The sequence below is a fragment of the Spiroplasma endosymbiont of Halictus nicosiae genome (genome assembly GCF_978018445.1).
Genome location: NZ_OZ389573.1, coordinates 1936104 through 1956839 on the forward strand (window position 1 = coordinate 1936104; position 20736 = coordinate 1956839).

A 20736-nucleotide genomic window follows, 5' to 3' on the forward strand; every position below is an offset into this window, starting at 1 on the left:
TTAAATTTAATTCTTTGTTATTTTCTTATGTTATACCATCTAAATTATTTCATTGTTTTGCTATTCTTGGTTGAATAACACGCGGATTAATTCGACATTCTAAACAATGTCTTAAATGGTCTTTTTTTCATTTTGATTTATCAATTCAAATAATAATTAAAGAAATTATTAAAGTAATTAAAGGTAATATTGTAAATACTAATCCCATTTTAGATATTTTTAATCGTGGTATATCAATTTTCATATCTACTTTTGGTTTACTACTAGCAACAAATATACCCTGAATTCCGTGTGTAAATAAAGGGGTTAATAATATGGCAATTCCATTACCTCAATATTGACCATAATTATATCAATTAATATTATCTTTTATTGCATTAATCATGCCATATTCTAATCAACAATTTAATGCTAAAAATATCAATGTATAAAAACTAACTACTCAACTACGAATTTTATATTTCCTTTCTCATTCTCTAATATCTTTATGAGTTCAATTATAAGTCGGAATAGGGTCTTTTTTAAATCAATTTCAAGGTAAGGCACCCTTTAATCAAGTTGTTTTATCTTGTTTCATAATTATTTACCTCATTTAATTTTTTATTCATTTTTATTTAATTCTAATCATTTTTTATTGAATAATTCTTTAATATCATTTCTATTATTTGAAATAATTCTTCATATTGGATGTTTTTCAAATAAATTTAATTCATTAATAGTTGTTGCACTCTTTATTTTTCTTATCACTATATCATAAGAATCCGATGTTTCTTTTGAAAAATCAGTATCCATATCACGCTTATAAATAGAATGCGGTTCATCAGTCATTAATTCTGTATTATTTGAATAATTTATTTTTTTCTTTCAACATGTAATGCCATTAATTTATTATTTTCAGAAATTATTTCGCCATTTTTTTTAAGTTTTATACTATTAAAGGCAGCAAATAAATTAAATTCATAATGATTTTTATATGTTTCAAACATAATATTAATAATATCTCCGTCATTTTGATTAACACCAATTCATAGTTTATATATATATTTTGTAGAATCATAATTTCTAATTTGATATTTTTTGTCAGAAAAAGATACAAAATCACTAGTATTAACAACTTCTCAATCATTGCCACCACTAATAGATATATCACCACTGCCTAATAATGAAGAACCATTAATAGTTTTAATATTTGTACCGCTTACTAATTTATCTTGTTTAAGATTAATATCTTGTGATGTTTTTACAATATATTTACCATCAACTTTTTCAATATAATTTTTATTTAAATCACTATCTTTAATAATATCTGTTGGAATATCACCACTGCCTAATAATGAAGAACCATTAATAGTTTTAATATTTGTACCGCTTACTAATTTATCTTGTTTAAGATTAATATCTTGTGATGTTTTTACAATATATTTACCATCAACTTTTTCAATATAATTTTTATTTAAATCACTATCTTTAATAATATCTGTTGGAATATCGCCACTTTGTTTTGCTTTTCAGACATTATTTTCATAATAAATACTATCATTATCAAATGGAACAATAAGTTTAATATATTCGTTATAATCAATTTTAGAAAAATCATTAACAGTTGGATAAAAAATATTTATTGAATTATCTGTTTGCAATCGTTCTTTTAATCAAAATAATAATGTTGGATAAAAAGTTTTTTTACTAATATGTTTATATTCTTCTTCTCATGAATGAGCATAATTATCTAAACTATAATTATATGGTCTAGATACTGTTTTACTAGATATAATATCAATTATTTCACCTGCTAATTTTAAAGCATTTTTAACATCTCTGGTAATATTTTCATTTGCTTCAGGGTCATTAGTTTGTGAATAAGCAACTCCACCTTGTGAAAATGATGCACTACCAGTTAAATCATTTACTCCTTTTGGTAAATATCAATTAATAACTGCTAATAAACAAGCAGATTGAATATAACTTAATCATTTATCATATTCAATTAAACCAGTATTATCTTTTTTTACTCATGGAAATAATTCTTTTTTATTAATCTTATCGGAAATTGTTCCACCTGATAATCTATCCATTCATAAACTAGTTTTTAAAATAGCATTATAAATTAAATTATCATTATAAGCAGATTGTTTTCTTTCATTAATAGGTTGTCAAAGTTTACTTTCTTTAACATCTTCAACTGTTATAAATAATAAATTATTTAAATTATTTTTCATATAATACACCTCTTAATTTATTACGATATTTATTTTTTAAATTACTTGGCTTATAACTATTAACTCTTGCTTTTGCTTTCTTAATTTTTTTAATAGTTTGATTAGTTTTGTAAAAAATATTTTTAACTGGTGTTTTATATAAATTCTTAATATTTTTAACATCACTTCGGCGTTCACGATATCATTTTTTATTATTAATTTCACCAGCAAAATTAAAATTAAAATGTCCAATTTTTAAATTATTAATAAACTTTTTAATTTGTTGTAATTTTTGAACTGTTGGTAATGTTAATTTAGTAGTTCCTTTGGGATATTTTTCTTTTAATGCTTGTGGTAATCGTTTTTTAATATAATATCTTAAATGATTAGGTAATCATTTTCTTAATCAATAACGCCAAAATAAAGATCCTGCATTAGATACAGCATTACTTAATAATTTTCATATTTCAACTGGAACACTAGGATAAACATAAGGTCCATAAAATTTCGGATGTTTTGCTGTTTTTGTATATATTAAAATAGTTAAATTACCTGTTAAAGTTAATTTATTTGTAATATTAAACATACCACTATCAAGTCAACTACTATTTAAAGGTTGTCAATTAGTATTTAAATAATTTTCATTTTTAAATTGTTTTCTATTTTTAATATTATTATCTTTTTCTAATTGACTTAATATTTGTTGAATTTCTTTTTTATGACCTTTTTTAATTAAATCTAAATAAGTAAATGGATTTAATCACTGATAAATATCTTCAACTTTATTTGTAATTTTATTATATTTATCACTAATATAATTAATTGGCTTTAATATTTTATTTTTAACTTGATTAACTCTATTAATTAAATTTACAAATTTACTTATTAAAGGTTTATTTTCTAAATTAGATACTAATAAAGTTAAAACGCGTAATATTAGTAAATTCATTTTATATTAACCTTGATTATTTGGTTTTGATTCTGGTTTTGATGCTGAAATTAGATAATCAACTGGAACTCTAAAAGTTTTATTTAGATTACTTTTAGCGGCAGTAATTTCATCTTGGCTTGGTTGTTTTTCCAAAATAATTTTACATGTTTTAGGATATAAAATAGTTGGTGTTGCATATTGAACTTTACCAATTCATTTAGGATTAGCAGTATCATTATCTAAAACTTGTTGAATAGTATCCATATTAATTGGATAAGCTCATACTTGTTTATTAATAATTAAACCATTTACATTAGTAAAATTATAACCTTTATCACGGTTAACTTGTCCTTTTGTATATGTTTTTTCTAAATGAAAGCTTTTTGATACTGGAATACCCATTGCTGTATTTTCATATAATTCACCATTAACCATCGATTTTAGTTGTGCTTGTGAACCAATTACTTTTAAAAAAGCAGGTGTTAATCCTAAATATGATCTTCGACCTAAAACCATAAACATTTTATCTGTTGGTAAACCAAAATATAAATTACTAATTTGATTTGTTAATTCAATCAAAGTTTCATTTAATGTAAAGAATGCTTTATTTGCATCATCTGCATTTTCTGCTGTATAACTACGAAATGGAATTACTTCATATTGACCATCTGCTAAACAATAATCATAAATAGCCTGAATTAATTCACATTCTAAATTAACAAATTTATTCTGTACAACACTAGAAATAGCATCAGCAATAACGCCATTTTTAATATTTTGTTCTATTAATGCTAAGTCAAAAGCCTCATTCATTAATTTTAAATTAAATCTTTTATCAATAGGAACTGGAATTCTTGTTAATCCCATTGTTTGAGTTGTCCCACCATTTGGCAATGAATAATCATCTTGTCATACCACACGATGAGTTAAATTATATAGTGCTTGACCAGCATTAGGTAATCAAGCAACTTGTTCTGCGGTTGCTGTTGCATACTGCATAATACTTGCATATTCATTATATAAAGGTCCACGCAATAAAGCATTAACCATATCAACATACGCTTTTTGGCCTGTTGTATTACCTTGTAATGTAAAAGGTACTTGTGGCAAATTAATTGTTGCCATAATATTTCACTCCCTTATTATCTAAGGTTTTTAAGTGTATAATCAGTTATTTTTTTAATTTCATCAGGAGTATATGCTCCTTTTTCTTTAATAGTTTCAATTTCATCATTTTTATTTTCAACCGATTTTTCAATCATATCTTTAATAAAATTAGTTGGTGAAACTGATGGTTGCTCTTCAACAAACAAATCAGGTTTTAATTCTTTTAAAGTTTGCATTTTTTCAGATAAAGAATTACCATTAACTTTATCTAAATTAGTTTTAATATCTTCAATTTTAGTAGATGGAACATCTTTAAATGCTTTTAATTCATTTAATTCATTAGATAATTTAATAAAGTCTTCTTTTGATATAACATCTTCGCGTTTTTGCACACTTTCTCTAATTTGCTTTGCTTCATTATTAAACTGATTTAAAATATTTTCAGCAATTTCTTCACTTAAACCTTGTTCGATTAATTGTTCTTTTGTAAGTGCCATTTTATAAACTCCTCTTTTTTTATCCTTGTCCGATTAACAAGTCAGCATAACTCTTTTTTACGGAAAAAGATTAAACCTATGTTTCTAATTATATACCAATAGTTCACAAATGCAATATATTTTGTATACAAATACTAAACAAATAAGATAAAAGTGTTATAATGAAATTGAAATAATTATTTATTGATATATAATATAAAGCAAGAATGATGTCGGGTCATTATCTTTTTTATTTAACTAAAGTAATAATATCATACTATTTTACCAATACAATACTTTTTATATATACAAAAAAATCTAAACTTAATATATTTAATTCCTAATTTACCCCTTAAAACGCGTAATAATGGGTATTTAACAAGATAAAATTATTAAAATAATTCCTAATTTTCCTTGTATATATATATATATATATATATAATGAGGGTAAATCTTGATAAATAAAAAATAAAAAGTTTCAAGATTAAGAAAAGGAGAAAAACAAGTATGAAAAAATTACTTAGTTTATTAAGTGTATTAACAATTAGTGGAACTACTGTACCAACAACAATTGCCGTTAGTCCTTATCAAAATGAAGAAGCGTTAAATAGTGAAATTAATTCTTCACAAACAAATAATTTAGAAAATTTAATTAGAAACAAAAGATCTCTTGATATTTTAAAATCTAAAAATGATGTTATTTATTATACTTTTAATAAAAACACATGGAATGATATAAAATTTCAAGCTCAAAAAATACATAATGAACATCATTTTGATAGTCATGGCATTGACAATAGTTGGGAAGTTTTTTCAAATTATATTAAAGAAAATATTTTTGAAAAAACAAATATTACTACTTTAGATTCAAGTGTTACTGGTTTTTTTCAGGCTAATGGATATGTTCGAGAAGTTAATTCATTAATTAATGTTATTTTTCAAAATTATACAAAAATAGATGAATTTATTCAAATAAACAATAATTATAATTGGTTTTCTTTGTCTACTTTAAGTAATTCTGATAATTTTGTTATTTTATCATCACGTCTTCCTGACAGTATTGATGATTCTAGTTTTTATAATAAACTTAAAAAAATTATAATTACTGCTGGCTGTGCTGCTGTTGGTACATTTGGAGGAGTTGCTGGTGCAACAATTACAGCAATTTCTTGCTATTATATAAGTTAATTTTTTATAAAAAATGCTACACTTCATAGTACAATTTACAGAAATAAAAAAAATTATAGAAGTAATTAATTTTATTTCCATTTTTAATTAAACTATTAAAAAACAAAAAGATAAAAAAATGAAAAAAATATTAAGTCTTTTAAGCACAATCACTTTAGTTGGAACAAGTACAACAAGTTTAGTGGCTTGTAATACACTACAAGAATATACAACCAAAGAATTAAAAGAACTAAAAGAAAAGAATAAAATAAATACTGTTAACCAAGAAATCAGAGAAAATTTAGAATGAATAGAACCACAAGAAAAACCATTTAATCAAGTGGATAATAAATGATATTATGTAGTATGAAAAGGTGAAAATAAATATCATTTAAACAAATTTAAAAATATTATGCACAAAGATGAACCAATAATTAATGACGGTACTAACCACTTTTATTTAAGATTAGACGTTGATTTGAATTTGTTATATATATATGAAACTTATCAAGGAAAAGAAACTAAGTTTCATTATTGAAAAAATAAAAATGATGATTATTTTAAATCAGTTTATCGTTGAAATTTAGATACTAAGGAACCTGATTTAATTATTGATCATAAAGGAAATATAATAAAAGTTGATGTATAAAAAAGAGATAATTAAATCTCTTTTTTATTTTACCTTGGTTTAATTGTTATTTTAACAGGGTTATTGCTACTATTTCTAATTCCCAAAACATTTGGATTATTTATATTAAATTTTATACTTCCATCTGAAATGGGGGTTTCATATTCAGTTGTACCTCAATATAAAATATCTCCATATCCCTCAACCCCCAATAATTTAGGAATCATACTTTTTGATATTCTAATTTTTAATTTCATATTATTAGTATAATATACTTGAAGTTTAGTTTCTTTAATTTTTTCGTTATCATTATTATATAATTTTGTTATTTGCAACAATAAATAAATAAACGCTTCACCTAACTTAGTTTTATATTTAGTTCTATATTCTTTATTTATTAATCCATTAGTATAAACAGTAGCAACTGTTTGAATATCATTTATTATTATATTATCAGTATATAAAATAATTGTATTTTCAAAATTAACTTTATCAATTTGTTCCATTCCTTGTGTATCTATTTTTACACCATCCAAATTACCTAAATAATCTGAACATCCTGTTCTACCAACTAAAATTTCAACATTTCTATTAGGAATAAAATTTTCTATATTAGGTGGTCCACATTCTACTTGCAAATTACCTAAATTACTTATTTCTATTGTTTTATAAGAACTAATAAATTTATCAATACTTTGAATTGTTGGGTCAATTTTTTTTAAGTCAAGTTCTATTTCAGAATATCCAAAATATTCTGTATTTTCATCAAAAAAATTATTATGTGCAATATTATACGGTGGTGTTGTTTTTTTACATTGTCCTGATTGAATTGCATTAAATAATATAGGTAATTTTGCATTAGCAGGAATAATATCTTTGGTATACTCTGGATAGTTATACGGAACTGGCGGTAATACATATTGTGGGTAATTAAATATTGGTATTTCATAGTCATGAGGCAATAAGAAACTAGTTTTATAATTAGTTGTCATATCGCGCAAATAATTATTTAATACACTTTTTGTTTTACCACGAAAACTCCATACTGATAAGCGCAAATAATCTTCTTCATTATTGGTATATGGGTTATCAGCATAAAAGATAATTTCAAAATTACCTTTATATAAAGCTTGAATTGAAAACATATCAATTATATAACTACAATTTGTCCCATCGGGTGTTTGTAAGAATTTTAAATCATTATCTTTTTCACTGTCGCTAACTGGTGTTTGAGCATCTACTGTTTTGGTTTGCTCATTAATTAAGTAAACTCTGTTAGTTTTTTCATTTAATTGTTTTAAATTGTAAGTTGAATAAACTAATTCTTCTGTTGGTTTACCATCTTTATTTAAAACAGTACCTTTTAATTTATCTGTTAATAAAGTTGTAAAACTAAAACTAGTAGCATTAGCTCCAAAAATAGCACCAACTTTATCATTTCCTTGTTCTCTAAATATTTCAAATGGTAAATAACCTTTACCTTTTGATTTTTCAGACCAAAATGCATCATTATAAAAACTATAAATATTAGCACTCATAAAGCCATTAAGTCATTGAAAATTAGGTCAGGTTTTTTCATTTTGATTAATTACTCATCCTCATGGAATACCAAATGAAATAAAGTTTAAGAATTTACCAACTCCACCTGGTATCGTAAAAGGATTAAATACTAATTTTTGTGTATAGTTTAAAGGTAATACAGTAATTTGGCGATTAATAAAATTATTCATATTTAAAATATCTCAAACATTACATTTACCCATTTTATTATATTCAATTTGAACTTGTCCGACAGTATTACCAAATTCATCTTTTCTTCTAAAATATGATGATGCTTGGGTACTAATGATATTATCAACTGTACCACCGTTTGTTTTTATTTTGCTTGGTGGTGTTATTTTTCAATCTTTAGACCAATAAAACTTAGAATCCTTATCTTCTTTATGAATATTTCGACCAACAGTAGAGTTAGTTGCTGATGTAGTGGTAGGGTCAGTTATAACAATACCTTCACTATTTTTCTGTTTTCAAAAGTCATATCTACTTTCCATATCTTTTTTTCAGTCTTCATAACCAGTTATCATAGTTGGTTGTATCCCTTGAATGTTATATCAACTTACTTCGGGTGATGCATAAGTATTTATTTTATCAGGTGGTGCAGGAAACATGTTATACATTAATAAGTCTCTTGAATTCATTACTTTTTTATTAAATTGACCTTTAATAATTGGTCGACCAATAACTGGCATATCAAAAAAGATTGGATTACCATAAATTTTAACTGCCATTGCTCTAACACCGGGGTCTTTTAATAAAATCTCATCTAATTCAACAATTCCTTTATTTAGTTTTTCATCATAAGTTATTTTAGGAAAACAATAACCTTCCCCTGGGGCACTTGTTTGTATAAATTGTCGTACTGATAAACCACTATTACTAATTTTGTCATTAATACTTGAAAAGGTAATTTCTTGTCATAAAAAACTACCATCATAAGGTGAATAATAATTAATAACATTTGATGGATATAATCATTGTCTATCTTGGGGTGCAGAATTAATATCACCACCACCAATATTTAATCCACGGTCATTAAAGACTGTATAAAAATTATAATAATCATTAATATTTAATTTATCGACATCTTCATCTAAAATTAATAAAGTATATTGTCTTTCAGTTGATTGTTGAGTAAATACTTGTTCGAATTTAGCTTCACCGAATTGGATTGAACTTCTATCATCAATCATATAAGCATCTCAATATTTACCAACTTTAACCTCTTTTGTATAAAAGTTATCAGCTTTATTATCATTATTAATAAAATAACTTAATTTATATTGGTTTAAGTATTCCAACATTCTATTAATATCATAAATATTTTCACCATCAATCAATTTTCAATAAACATTATTATTTTCATCTTTTAATTTTATAGCAAAAGGTGTTTCAATATTTGCTCATATTGTTGAATTAATAGGTTGTTTATTAAAATCATCAATCGTTAAGATAGTAATTTCTTCACCTTTATATTTTTGGACTATTTTTAAACTACCTTGTCATTGTGCAATAGTACTTTCCATATTATCAAATATTCGTGAATAACTACCATAGTCACTTGGTTTTGCATTATTAGGTTTTCAACCTGTTTCAGTATCAGGGATATATGAACTATAAACATTAAAAGGAAATACCATTCAATGTCTGTTATCTCTTATATTTTCTCTGATATCTATTAAAGTATCATGGGCTTGTCTTCTTAATTCTTCCATAACACCTGGGTTAATTCTACTCATTTATTAATTCTCCTTAATTTCTGTTCTACCTTGTAAGGCATTTTGATTATTACCAGTTTCATCATATTCTAGTAATTTATTATTATGTTCTATTTCTTTGGCTTGCATTTTATCTTGTCATGCTTCTACTTTTTCAAAATATTTGGTTGCTTCTAATTCATCAATATTATCATATTCAGTAATTGCTCTTATTGGTTCCATTGTACCATTATCTAATCTAGCAGTAATTAATTCATTTTGTCGAATTTGATCTACTAAACTAGCACTAACAAAATCAAATCCATAAGGGCGTTCACCATTTCCATCTCATAAATCATAATATTTTAAAACTGTATCAAACATTTTAGTATAATATTGTTTACGATATGCTTGTAAATATGCTTGTTTTTCTAAATCTTTTGTTTTAGTTAATAATGACTGTGTTTTATTTTGATCATTATCTGATTTATCACCAAATGGACTAGAAAAATGACATGCTAAGTATACTTGTTCAATAATTGATTTTTGGTCTTCGGTATATGTTTCTAATGTTGGTGTACCTTGTACTACTTGTAAAGATTGGGATAATTGACCATCTACTGTTGATGAACTTGATTGAACAAAAATATCATCAAATACATCTTGTAGTACTTTTTTATTGCCTTTGTTATAAGCAGTCATTAAATCATCACTTAGTATCCCATATCAATGCGTACGATTTGCATATCTTTCTTTTGATTTAATATTAAAACTATCTTCTAAATCAAATTGTAATTTATAACAATTTGCCATTGTAGGTCATGGATTTAAAGTTGTTGATGTTGATAAAAATAAAGGATTAGATTCATTAATCATTTCTCAAAAAGGTACAATACCTAATTTATTTTTAAATTCTTGTACTAAAACAGGTCTAACATCATCTTTAATTTGTGTTTTACTTTGACCAACAACTACTTCATTATTTTTAGGTCAACCTTTAATAACTATTTTATCTTTGGTACAAATTAAATTTAAAATAAAACCACTATCTGATTGATGATAATTTAATCAAATATCAGCACCTTGTTCAATTTCATTTATTTTACTTACACGAGATGTAAAGTTAAAAGGGTTAATTCATAAATCAATATTGCCATCACTAGTTTCTAATAAACCAAAGATAGTTTTACCCATTAAACTTGCTGTTAATTCATTTTTATCTAATTTTTCTTTTATTTTATAAGTTTCATATCATCAATTTAATTTTTTTAAAATATCTTTACGATGAGATTTAAATAAAATATCTTTACCATTTACTAATCGCATTTGATGGCGAGCAATAATATTGGCCAAATTAATTGTTCAATCATAATTATAAAATTTTAAAACACTATTAATATCATTTAAGTTTGGTAAACTAGGGAAAGTATTATGCATTGTTATTTTGCTCCTTTAATTTTAAGATAAGTGCATAATTAATAATATTTACTGTTAATAAATTTGGTTCATTTGCCAAAACTTGAACACATACTTTAACTTTTCGATATTTTTTAATATATTCATTATATAAATTTAATTTACATATTGCGATATTATCTTTTTTTAATTCTTGACAAAGTCTTTTTTTAACTTGTCCACAAACAGACATATAAGGTCTTTTTGCATTTATTACACGCTCATCATGTATTACATAAATATCTTTTTTCATTAATTTATTCACTCCCTTTGTTGTCATAATTTATAATCTGCTGAACTATTATGCTTAACCATTGGTATTAATTTAAAATGTAAAGCATAAAAATCACTATCAAATGTATCATCATATAAGTCTAATACTTTTTCTTCTCTTGCTTCAGGCTTATCTTCTCATTGTATTAATTCATATTGGGTTTTACTTACAGGACATTTTTCTCATAATCATTTTAATTGATTAGTATTTATTAACATTGTGAATGCCTCTACACGATGTCTTACTTTAAATTTTTGTTTTTGTGCTGGTTTAAATGTCATATATTGACCAAAAGAATAATTATATTTTTCTCGGTTTAAACTTTGCAATGTTGAATAAGCACTATCATCAACATTAATTGATATTCCTTGTTGTATTAAATTAAAGTATTGATTTAATTGATTGTTATAAAAATCTAAAATATCTTTAACTTGTTCTAATTCAGTTTTAAATTGTTGTGTAGCATTTGAATGAGTATATTCAGCAACTTTATAGGCTTTTTTATCAAATGAGTTATATATTCAAAAACTAGCCGCTGTTGTATGTCCTTTAGGACTAGTAGCATTAGCAATATCAACACCACCTAATAATTTAGTTGGTTGAATAATATCTGTTGCTTTCATAATATCAATATATCTTGCAAAGATTGATCCACTAGTATTGCCAGGAAGTCCTCAACTCCATACTCTTGCTCTTTCAATATCTAATTGTTCTAATCTTAATTGTTCATTAACTTTATCTTGTGGTAATTCATAATTTAATCTTCAACTAGAATAATGAATAATAATTTTCATATTTCATTTTTCAATATATTTAATTTGCTCATATTTACTACGCATTATTTCTTCATTAAAAGGTAATAATTCATTACAATAACCAACAATATATCTTTTTAAACTTTCAGGATTACATGTATTAATTGTTATTTTATTTTGATAACCACGAATAGCAAATTCTAAATCACTTAAATCTTTTTGTTGAAATTGGTCACATTCTTCTCGTCAATCAATAACTAATTTATATTTATTCAAATCAGCAAAGGCTTTTAATTTTTCTTTCCGACTTGGTGAATGCAATCCTTTACAATATATTTTGCTCCCATTTGATAAAGTAAAAGTAAAATTTGATAAATTAATAGTATAAGGTATATTATTTTCATCTAACATATTTCAGATATTTTGAAATACACTATCTTTTAAATCTTTACTCCAATACATACTAGCAATGATACAAATTGGTTCTTTAATTAATAAACTAATTTTTAATAATTCACCAAACATTTTAATATTTGATATAGTTTTACCACTATATCGCGTCCCAATTTGATTAATTTCATTAACTAATTCATATTTCTTAGCAAATGGATATTTATTACCAATACTACTATTTTGTAACAACCAATAAGGCGTTTCTAACAAATAAGTAAAATGATTAAGCATTATTATCACTTTCTTTTTTAATATCTCTAATATCCGTTTGTAAATTAACTATTATTGGTTCTTGAATATTTAAGTTTAATTCTTGTTCCAACTGTTTTTCTTGCAGTGAATATTTATAATTAAATGCTCGTTGTCAATATAATTTAGCACCATCAGGTGATTTCATCATAAAGTTAATTATTTCACTTTCTATTCTATCAACTTGTTTTTCAAGCAAAGGAACTATCTTTTCGCTCGCATAAGTATCATATCTTCACTTGCGAGAAAGATTGAATTCATTGGTTAAATCGTTCAAAGTATATGGTTTATTAGGTGATTTATTTTGCCAAAATTCATCTATTTTACGATAAAATGTTCGTAAACTTGCTGTTTTTGGATTAAATTCTTTCATTTTTTACTCCTTTATATGGTTAAATATAAGTAGAGAAAAACATGTACTGAAGAACTTGACACGGTTCTTTTTTTATTATTTATAATTTTACATCAAAATAAAAAAAAGTAAAGTAATTTACTTTTTTCAGTTAAATTAATTTGCTAATAATTAACAATTAAATTATAACACAATAAATAAAAAATAATATCTTTTTTTGCATTTTTATTATTTTTGTGTTAATGTGTAGAACTAAGGAAAGAGGGTAAAAAAATGATAAATATTGATAACAATTTTTTTAAGAATTTTAATAATTTGTTATATATACAAAGTATTGAAATTATTCAACAAAATTTAGAAGATTGTGATGAATGAATTTTTAAAAATTATAAAATTGATGAAACTTTAAAAAAATTTAAAGATTATAAAGTAAAAGAAATAAAACCAAGAACATTAACTATTTTAAATGGGAAAATAACTTTTAAAAGAAGAAAATATTATAAAATTAATCCAGAAACAGGTAAAGAAGAATATATTTTTCCTTTGGATAAACTTTTAGGAATTGAAAAATGACAAAGAATAAATAATTCTGTTAAAGAAAAAATATTATCATTTATTGGCAAGAAAAAAACATATCAAGATATTTTAGATACTATGGAACATGTAAAAATTTGTATAAAAACAATTTCAAATATTATGAAAAATGCAAAAACTGATAAAGAATATTACCTTAATAAAACTGATAAAAAAATAAAGATACCTCATACTTTATATATTCAAATTGATGGGACTTATTTAAAAATGTGAAATGAAAAGAAAAAAGGAAAAGAAAAAATAAAAAAACATAGTATATTTTCAACTGTTCATACTGGTTTTGATAAGGTAAAATCAACGAAAAAAAGACCTGTAATTCAAGATAAATTAGGTGTTATAGAGCTAGATAATATTCCAGAATATATTAAAAAAAATAGTAAATTAACTAATTTTGTTAATAAATTACTTACATTAATTACAAGTTATTATGATGTTAATGACAATATTGAATTTATGGTATTAGGAGATGGCGCACTTTGAATTAAAAATATTGTAAAATTTATTCAAGAATATTTTCCTAAAAATAAAGTACATTACACGATAGATAAATTCCACCTTACAAATAGATTTAAAAAATTATATCCTTATCAAAGTAAAAACAAAGAAAACAGAGAAACATACCATAAAGCAGTCGATTATTTTTTTAATGCTAAATATGAAGAATTATTAGAATGTTTAGAAAACAGTGCTTCTTTTATAAAAGAATCAAAAATGAAATTCTTAAAAGAAACAATTAAATTAATTAAAAATAATGAAGAAGGTGTCAGAAATCAAACATTATGAAATAATATTGGTTGTCATATTGAGGGTGATATATCACATTACTGTAAAGGTGTTTTGGTTAAAAAAGCAACTTATCATGAAAAAACTCTTAAAAATAAATTAAATACTAGTATGATGAATTTTAAAAATAAAATTAATTTATTTAATACTAATGAACCATTAGAAGAAAATAGAATTAATTATTTAGTTAATAATTTTGTAAATAATAATTTACAACCAAACTTATATTTTTATTAATTTTATCTAATAAATTAAATAACTTTAATAAACATGTATTTTTGTTGTGGAAAAATTTAAAAAATGTTAAAATGTTGTTGACAATAAAATTAAAAGTAATATAATTTAAATAAGTAAGTGGTATTTTTATTCCACAATTTCTAAGATATTAATTAAAACCCTTAAATAATACATACAGCCAATATGGTCGCATGTAAAAAAGAAGGGTTTTAACAAATACATAGAAATTGAATAAAAATAATAAACCATTTACTAAAATGGTTTTTTTATTTGTAAAACCAAAATTATTAATTGATTCAGAGAAAGGACAGCATCTTAAATTCTTAAAATAGAAACTTTTTATTACAACTTTTTGATACCCTCTTTAAGTTGTTTACACATTTATTAAATATCTTAGAAATCTTTATAAAGTGTACCTGTTTTTTCTCCAATTTTAAGGTGTTGTCCTTTCTCTGTTTCAGTTAATTAATTTGCTAATAAAAAAACTTAATAAAGGAAGGAGTAGGTAATGAAAATTAATAAGCAACAAACAATATGTGATGTTGATAATTGCTATAAAGCAATATCATTCATTACCGAAGAATTTTTATCAAATAAAGTTTTATGAACTTGTGAAAAACATAAAGATTTATTGAATAAAGTAAAAGATAAAACACAAAAGCGGTTTTATAAACGCCTAGAAAATTCAAAAATTATCTTTGATTATGAAACTGGTTTATTAAAACTTAAATTTTATAAAACAACTTAATGCAGAGCGAAACGGTTATTTTAAATAACTAAGTGTTTTTATTCCACAGCCGGCCGAGGCAAGTACTGAAATAGTGTATGAGGAAAAATGTAAATCGGCGCTGGTTCATTAGAACTAAGCGATAGTCGTGATAAGTCCAAGGTTAATATCAAACGACAATAAAAATAGAGATAGTGACTTTACAATTAAATTTGCGAAAAGTGTGGTTGGTTGGAGTTTTATAGCATTTGGTCCTTTAAAATGCGAGTGAATTTTTAATTTAAAAACTGAACGTCAAATCCCAGAGCAAAAGCACAAATGGGCACGGATAAAGGAAGACATATATATGTCTGGCGTCAATATTAAAAAAACAACTGTGGATTATTAAACATTCAAACAATTAACATATCGCCACCGCTCACCCCCAGTGAGGCGGATGGCGTAGTAAGTAAATAGATAAATACTTATATAACTAATTCTCGCTTGGCACTTTCACTTGGGAGTGAGTGCCAGCGAGTTAAAACTAGGAGGAAAAAATAAATGACAGAATATAAAAGTAAATATATTAATAAAACTTGAAATGAAATAACAACATCATTTTATTGAGTTAATTGTCAACCTATTAATTGTCGTATTTCACATCATAAAAAACATTATGATTTGCAATGTTTAGAATGAGCCAAAATGTACTTAAATTTATTTAAAGATAAATGAGATGTTATTGCTTCTTATATGCAATATTACAAAATTAACGATATTTTAGATTTAGCTTCTGATGGTTGAAAAATATTACAAATTGACCAAAAAATCAAAGGAATAATTTAGGAGGTTTATATGAAAAAGTTAAATAAAATTTGTCTTAAAAAAAGATATTGAGGTTATTGCTTTAAATGTAATCAAGAAAATAAATTAAATGAATTAATGCTTAAAAGTTATTCAGTATCATTTGAAGATATGACTGATGAACATTGAGCATTAGGAAAACAAAATTAGGAGGAAATAAAAAATGATATGTAATAAAGCATTAAAAATTACCAATAAAGATATTATTTATGCACAAATTGATAGTGATTATTCAGATAATTTAGAGTTAAATTTATATCTTAAATTTGGTGATGAGGAACGACATGTGGGTAATATTTCATTGCCAACAAATTTTGACTTAAATTGCAAATGATATGAAATTGATGAAGTTAAAAGTTTAATTAGTGATTATTTAGCAGATGAAGAAGCAGATTATGAGGTGATAAATTATGAATAAAAGATACTTATTAGTAACAAAAGATAAATATAGCTTAAATACTACATATTTTTATACATTTGATGAGGCAAGAATTTATTCTGAAAATTTAAATTATTGTAAAACTACAATTATTGATTTAGAAAACAAAAATATTAAATGACAAGGATGTGAGTAAATATGTGAAAAGATGAAGATGGTAAGGTTTATACCGAAGAAGACTTATTTAATATAGCATTAGAAGAATGTCACTCAGAAGACGGTGCTTATGAGTATATTGATAATTTAATTATGAATATGAATTTGGAGGAAATTTAATTATGGAAGACTTAAAATTAAATAATGAAGTTAAAAATATTACTTATCCATTTTATTTAAAAGGAAATGATTTTAAAGAATTAAGTTTAAAAGCATTAACAATTAAAAAATGAATTGATGAAAATGGGCAAGAATTAGCAGAATTTATATATCGACAACAAGCTTGATTAATAAATGGAGAATATAAATCACAATCACTAAAAGATTTAAAACTAGTAGTTTCAAAAATTGATTATATTTTTAGAGAACCATTAGAATTAATAAAAAATTTTAAAGATGAATTAAATTTTATTAGAAAAGATATTTTGAATTTAGAAAATAATATTAAAAGTAATCATGATTCTTTTAAAAATAGTGTTATTAATATTCAATTTCAAAAACAAAATGAAATTATTGAAAATCACAAAAAAGAACAATTTTTAGAAATTAAAAGTGTAGCAAAACAAATGCAAGAATTAAAAATTATTACTAGTAATTTTCGTAAAGAAAAATTATTAGTTAAAGATATTGAAGTTATAGGTATTAATGATGATTTTTTACAAAAAGCTGATAAATTAGAACTTATTAATCTTATTAAAAACTATTTAATTGTTGATGAACAAATTGTTAAAAATGAAATTAAAGAACAATGAGATAGTAATAAAGATATTAATTTAATTGGTATTAAAGGTATTAATTTTAAAATAAATAAAGGAGAAAAATAATATGGCAAATATTGTTGAATTTTTAAGAACAGATAAAGCAACAGAATGAATAAAAAGTAAATTTTCAAATGAAAATGAAATTGCAAGATTTAAGAGTAATATAGTTTCAATATCAAACAGTAATGAATTATTACAAAAAGCAGACCCAAAAACAATTATGACCGCTTGTTATCAAGGTGTTTTATTAAATTTACCTATGGAAAAGCAATTCGGATATGCTTATGTCGTTCCATATAATACTAAAATAACAAGAATTATTAATGGTCGTGAAATCCAAGAATGAATTAATCAAGCACAATTTCAAATGGGTTATAAAGGTTATATTCAATTAGCTCAAAGAAGCGGTCAATATTTAGATATGTCAGTATCAGACGTCAGAGAAAATGAATTAGTAAATTATGATAGATTAAAAGGAACTAGTTTTAATTGAATACAAAATGAAGATGAAAGAGAAAAATTACCAATTATAGGTTATGTAGCATATTTTAAAATGGTTAATGGTTTTGAAAAAACATTATATATGACAAAAGAACAAATGGAAAATCATTTTATGAAATATTCTAAAACTTATGCTAAAAATAAATCATTTTATATTGCTAGTTTTGATGAAATGGCACTTAAAACAGTATTAACTAGTTTATTGCGAAAATGAGGTATTATGTCAGTCGAATTACAACAAGCTTATAAATCAGACCAAGCAGTTATTACAACTAATGATGAAAAGATTTATATTGATAATGATAATAATATAAACATAAATAAGAGTCAAATTAGCAACGAAAATATATCAAATAATAATTTATTACATGAATCAAATGAAAGATTGACAGATAATAATGTAGTAAAAGAAGAAGATATATCAAATGTATTACCAACAGTTAACAACGATGAGGAATGAGCGACTTGATAAAAATAGGTATTGACCCATCAGGAACTGGCACTACGGCCGTTGCTATTTTTGAAGATAATAAATTAATTGATAAATCTGAATATACAAATCATTATTGAATTACACAAACCGATATTATTTTAGATAAGTTAAAACAAGATGCAATTATTAATATTGAAGATTGTTTATATACAAATGCTAATGGTTCAAAAGACCGTGATGATTTATTAAAAATAATTGGAGTAATTAAATATGATACACACGAATTAAATAATGTTAATTGAGTATCACCAAAACATACTAAATCAGTTGTTAAAAATATGGAAAATTTAAGTAAATATAATGATAGTTGTATATGAAAATATGATAAAGATAATAATTTAACTTATCAATATGGTAAAGGTTGATTCTATAATAATGAGAAAATAAGTAATCATTTACGAGATGCCATTATTATTGCTAATTATGAAGGTTAATATTATGAAAAATTCATATAATCAAAAAACAGAAAAATATTATTCTAAATTAATTCGTAATGTTAATATTTACTTAAATGAAAATGAAGAAAAAGTTTGAAATGAATTTAATGGCCTTACTTATTCACAACGAATAGAACATCTTATTAATTTTTATATAAAACACAATAAAGAAAAATAAAAAATAACCTTAATTGGTTATTTTTTAAATGCTATTTGTTAGTTGTCTAATAGCATCTTTTTGTTGTTGTTTTTTGTCATTTACTTTAACTTGTTTTTTAACATTTTTAATTTGACCTGTTTTTAATGCTAATTCTGTTGCATAATCAGGCCCTCGTAAATGTTTTTCGTGGGCAATAACAGCAGTTCTTAATTCTCTAATTTCTGCTTTATATTTTTTAATTTTTTTAGCAGATAATCCAAGAATACCAAGACTACCCATTCCGCCTGCACCTGCTAATACAAGTAAAGCAATTACTATTTCATTACTAATTTCCATTTTAATATTTCCTTTCTTATCCTTACTCAAACAGTGGCCATCTATTTTTTCAAAACAAAATAATTTATAAATTAAACTATATAACCACCCAAAAATATCAACCACCCCTAATATATAGTCTATTTTAAATTTAATTCTTTGTTATTTTCTTATGTTATACCATCTAAATTATTTCATTGTTTTGCTATTCTTGGTTGAATAACACGCGGATTAATTCGACATTCTAAACAATGTCTTAAATGGTCTTTTTTTCATTTTGATTTATCAATTCAAATAATAATTAAAGAAATTATTAAAGTAATTAAAGGTAATATTGTAAATACTAATCCCATTTTAGATATTTTTAATCGTGGTATATCAATTTTCATATCTACTTTTGGTTTACTACTAGCAACAAATATACCCTGAATTCCGTGTGTAAATAAAGGGGTTAATAATATGGCAATTCCATTACCTCAATATTGACCATAATTATATCAATTAATATTATCTTTTATTGCATTAATCATGCCATATTCTAATCAACAATTTAATGCTAAAAATATCAATGTATAAAAACTAACTACTCAACTACGAATTTTATATTTCCTTTCTCATTCTCTAATATCTTTATGAGTTCAATTATAAGTCGGAATAGGGTCTTTTTTAAATCAATTTCAAGGTAAGGCACCCTTTAATCAAGTTGTTTTATCTTGTTTCATAATTATTTACCTCATTTAATTTTTTATTCATTTTTATTTAATTCTAATCATTTTTTATTGAATAATTCTTTAATATCATTTCTATTATTTGAAATAATTCTTCATATTGGATGTTTTTCAAATAAATTTAATTCATTAATAGTTGTTGCACTCTTTATTTTTCTTATCACTATATCATAAGAATCCGATGTTTCTTTTGAAAAATCAGTATCCATATCACGCTTATAAATAGAATGCGGTTCATCAGTCATTAATTCTGTATTATTTGA

27 protein-coding genes are annotated in these 20736 nt (G+C 23.8%); 13 read left to right on the forward strand and 14 right to left on the reverse strand.

The genetic code is table 4. The features are described 5' to 3' along the window. Nucleotides 1–25 precede the first annotated feature (25 nt). Genes ACZ91P_RS13240 through ACZ91P_RS13265 form a run of 6 tightly spaced genes read right to left on the reverse strand, consistent with a single transcriptional unit; the run spans nucleotide 26 to nucleotide 4733 of the window. Complete coding sequence (locus ACZ91P_RS13240; RefSeq protein WP_465156843.1) at nucleotides 26–577, reverse strand: hypothetical protein; 552 nt, start codon at nucleotides 575–577, stop codon at nucleotides 26–28. A 23-nt stretch (nucleotides 578–600) separates the two neighbouring features. Next, nucleotides 601–828, reverse strand: a complete 228-nt coding sequence (locus ACZ91P_RS13245) for a hypothetical protein (protein WP_465156845.1) — start codon at nucleotides 826–828, stop codon at nucleotides 601–603. Nucleotides 829–851: 23 nt separating this feature from the next. Further along, nucleotides 852–2219 carry a hypothetical protein gene (locus tag ACZ91P_RS13250; RefSeq protein ID WP_465156847.1) on the reverse strand — a complete coding sequence of 456 codons (1368 nt, stop codon included), beginning with the start codon at nucleotides 2217–2219 and terminating at the stop codon, nucleotides 852–854. Further along, entirely contained in the window at nucleotides 2209–3147 is a 939-nt protein-coding gene (locus ACZ91P_RS13255; RefSeq protein WP_465155651.1) for a hypothetical protein, read from the reverse strand. Before ACZ91P_RS13255 ends, ACZ91P_RS13250 begins: the two co-directional genes overlap by 11 nt. 6 nt (nucleotides 3148–3153) lie before the next feature. Continuing rightward, nucleotides 3154–4254 carry a hypothetical protein gene (locus ACZ91P_RS13260; RefSeq protein WP_465155750.1) on the reverse strand — a complete coding sequence of 367 codons (1101 nt, stop codon included), beginning with the start codon at nucleotides 4252–4254 and terminating at the stop codon, nucleotides 3154–3156. Between the two features lie 17 nt (nucleotides 4255–4271). Next, entirely contained in the window at nucleotides 4272–4733 is a 462-nt protein-coding gene (locus ACZ91P_RS13265; RefSeq protein ID WP_465155752.1) for a hypothetical protein, read from the reverse strand. 486 nt (nucleotides 4734–5219) lie between these two features. On the opposite strand from ACZ91P_RS13265, the gene ACZ91P_RS13270 reads away from it, so the two are divergent. Beyond that, nucleotides 5220–5900 carry a hypothetical protein gene (locus ACZ91P_RS13270; RefSeq protein WP_465155754.1) on the forward strand — a complete coding sequence of 227 codons (681 nt, stop codon included), beginning with the start codon at nucleotides 5220–5222 and terminating at the stop codon, nucleotides 5898–5900. Nucleotides 5901–6018: 118 nt separating this feature from the next. Further along, nucleotides 6019–6528 (forward strand): lipoprotein, encoded by a 510-nt coding sequence (locus tag ACZ91P_RS13275; protein WP_465155756.1) that lies wholly within the window; start codon nucleotides 6019–6021, stop codon nucleotides 6526–6528. Nucleotides 6529–6557: 29 nt separating this feature from the next. Here ACZ91P_RS13275 and ACZ91P_RS13280 read toward each other — a convergent pair whose 3' ends face one another. From ACZ91P_RS13280 to ACZ91P_RS13300, 5 genes are read right to left on the reverse strand one after another with little or no spacing between them, the layout of a single operon-like run. Then, nucleotides 6558–9803: a hypothetical protein gene (locus ACZ91P_RS13280; protein WP_465156849.1), complete on the reverse strand. Its 3246-nt coding sequence runs from the start codon at nucleotides 9801–9803 to the stop codon at nucleotides 6558–6560. Nucleotides 9804–9806: 3 nt separating this feature from the next. Further along, the gene (locus ACZ91P_RS13285) at nucleotides 9807–11198 is read right to left on the reverse strand and encodes a hypothetical protein (protein WP_465156852.1); all 1392 of its coding nucleotides are present in this window, start codon (nucleotides 11196–11198) and stop codon (nucleotides 9807–9809) included. Then, a complete protein-coding gene (locus ACZ91P_RS13290) occupies nucleotides 11191–11496 on the reverse strand; it encodes a hypothetical protein (RefSeq protein WP_465155665.1) in 306 nt (101 codons plus the stop codon). Before ACZ91P_RS13290 ends, ACZ91P_RS13285 begins: the two co-directional genes overlap by 8 nt. Then, nucleotides 11469–12929, reverse strand: a complete 1461-nt coding sequence (locus ACZ91P_RS13295) for a PBSX family phage terminase large subunit (protein ID WP_465155762.1) — start codon at nucleotides 12927–12929, stop codon at nucleotides 11469–11471. Before ACZ91P_RS13295 ends, ACZ91P_RS13290 begins: the two co-directional genes overlap by 28 nt. Further along, nucleotides 12922–13320, reverse strand: a complete 399-nt coding sequence (locus ACZ91P_RS13300) for a hypothetical protein (RefSeq protein WP_465156855.1) — start codon at nucleotides 13318–13320, stop codon at nucleotides 12922–12924. The genes ACZ91P_RS13295 and ACZ91P_RS13300 overlap by 8 nt, the downstream gene beginning before the upstream one ends. Nucleotides 13321–13572: 252 nt before the next feature. Here ACZ91P_RS13300 and ACZ91P_RS13305 point away from each other — a divergent pair, with 252 nt between their 5' ends. From ACZ91P_RS13305 to ACZ91P_RS13355, 11 genes are all read left to right on the forward strand, one after another. Continuing rightward, a complete protein-coding gene (locus ACZ91P_RS13305; RefSeq protein ID WP_465156857.1) occupies nucleotides 13573–14913 on the forward strand; it encodes an Mbov_0401 family ICE element transposase-like protein in 1341 nt (446 codons plus the stop codon). A 508-nt stretch (nucleotides 14914–15421) separates the two neighbouring features. Further along, on the forward strand, nucleotides 15422–15661 hold the full coding sequence (locus ACZ91P_RS13310) for a hypothetical protein (RefSeq protein WP_338988931.1): 240 nt from the start codon (nucleotides 15422–15424) through the stop codon (nucleotides 15659–15661). Between the two features lie 519 nt (nucleotides 15662–16180). Next, on the forward strand, nucleotides 16181–16465 hold the full coding sequence (locus tag ACZ91P_RS13315; protein ID WP_338991147.1) for a hypothetical protein: 285 nt from the start codon (nucleotides 16181–16183) through the stop codon (nucleotides 16463–16465). A gap of 9 nt (nucleotides 16466–16474) precedes the next feature. Next, nucleotides 16475–16633, forward strand: coding sequence for a hypothetical protein (locus ACZ91P_RS13320; RefSeq protein ID WP_465155746.1), 159 nt, complete (start codon nucleotides 16475–16477; stop codon nucleotides 16631–16633). A gap of 13 nt (nucleotides 16634–16646) precedes the next feature. Further along, on the forward strand, nucleotides 16647–16901 hold the full coding sequence (locus ACZ91P_RS13325; RefSeq protein ID WP_465155631.1) for a hypothetical protein: 255 nt from the start codon (nucleotides 16647–16649) through the stop codon (nucleotides 16899–16901). Further along, nucleotides 16894–17058, forward strand: a complete 165-nt coding sequence (locus ACZ91P_RS13330) for a hypothetical protein (protein ID WP_465155633.1) — start codon at nucleotides 16894–16896, stop codon at nucleotides 17056–17058. Before ACZ91P_RS13325 ends, ACZ91P_RS13330 begins: the two co-directional genes overlap by 8 nt. 2 nt (nucleotides 17059–17060) lie before the next feature. Further along, entirely contained in the window at nucleotides 17061–17198 is a 138-nt protein-coding gene (locus ACZ91P_RS13335) for a hypothetical protein (protein ID WP_465155635.1), read from the forward strand. Between the two features lie 2 nt (nucleotides 17199–17200). Then, a complete protein-coding gene (locus ACZ91P_RS13340) occupies nucleotides 17201–17902 on the forward strand; it encodes a hypothetical protein (RefSeq protein WP_465155637.1) in 702 nt (233 codons plus the stop codon). 1 nt (nucleotide 17903) lies between these two features. Further along, nucleotides 17904–18812: a recombinase RecT gene (locus ACZ91P_RS13345; RefSeq protein WP_465155639.1), complete on the forward strand. Its 909-nt coding sequence runs from the start codon at nucleotides 17904–17906 to the stop codon at nucleotides 18810–18812. Next, nucleotides 18797–19267, forward strand: a complete 471-nt coding sequence (locus ACZ91P_RS13350) for a hypothetical protein (protein ID WP_465155641.1) — start codon at nucleotides 18797–18799, stop codon at nucleotides 19265–19267. The genes ACZ91P_RS13345 and ACZ91P_RS13350 overlap by 16 nt, the downstream gene beginning before the upstream one ends. Nucleotides 19268–19271: 4 nt before the next feature. Then, complete coding sequence (locus tag ACZ91P_RS13355; RefSeq protein ID WP_465155643.1) at nucleotides 19272–19448, forward strand: hypothetical protein; 177 nt, start codon at nucleotides 19272–19274, stop codon at nucleotides 19446–19448. 24 nt (nucleotides 19449–19472) lie between these two features. Here the strand turns inward: ACZ91P_RS13355 and ACZ91P_RS13360 are convergent, their stop codons facing one another. From ACZ91P_RS13360 to ACZ91P_RS13370, 3 genes are read right to left on the reverse strand one after another with little or no spacing between them, the layout of a single operon-like run. Continuing rightward, nucleotides 19473–19871, reverse strand: coding sequence for a hypothetical protein (locus tag ACZ91P_RS13360; protein WP_465155645.1), 399 nt, complete (start codon nucleotides 19869–19871; stop codon nucleotides 19473–19475). 44 nt (nucleotides 19872–19915) lie between these two features. Beyond that, on the reverse strand, nucleotides 19916–20467 hold the full coding sequence (locus ACZ91P_RS13365) for a hypothetical protein (protein WP_465156843.1): 552 nt from the start codon (nucleotides 20465–20467) through the stop codon (nucleotides 19916–19918). A 23-nt stretch (nucleotides 20468–20490) separates the two neighbouring features. Further along, the gene (locus tag ACZ91P_RS13370; RefSeq protein WP_465156845.1) at nucleotides 20491–20718 is read right to left on the reverse strand and encodes a hypothetical protein; all 228 of its coding nucleotides are present in this window, start codon (nucleotides 20716–20718) and stop codon (nucleotides 20491–20493) included. Between the last annotated feature and the right edge of the window lie 18 nt (nucleotides 20719–20736).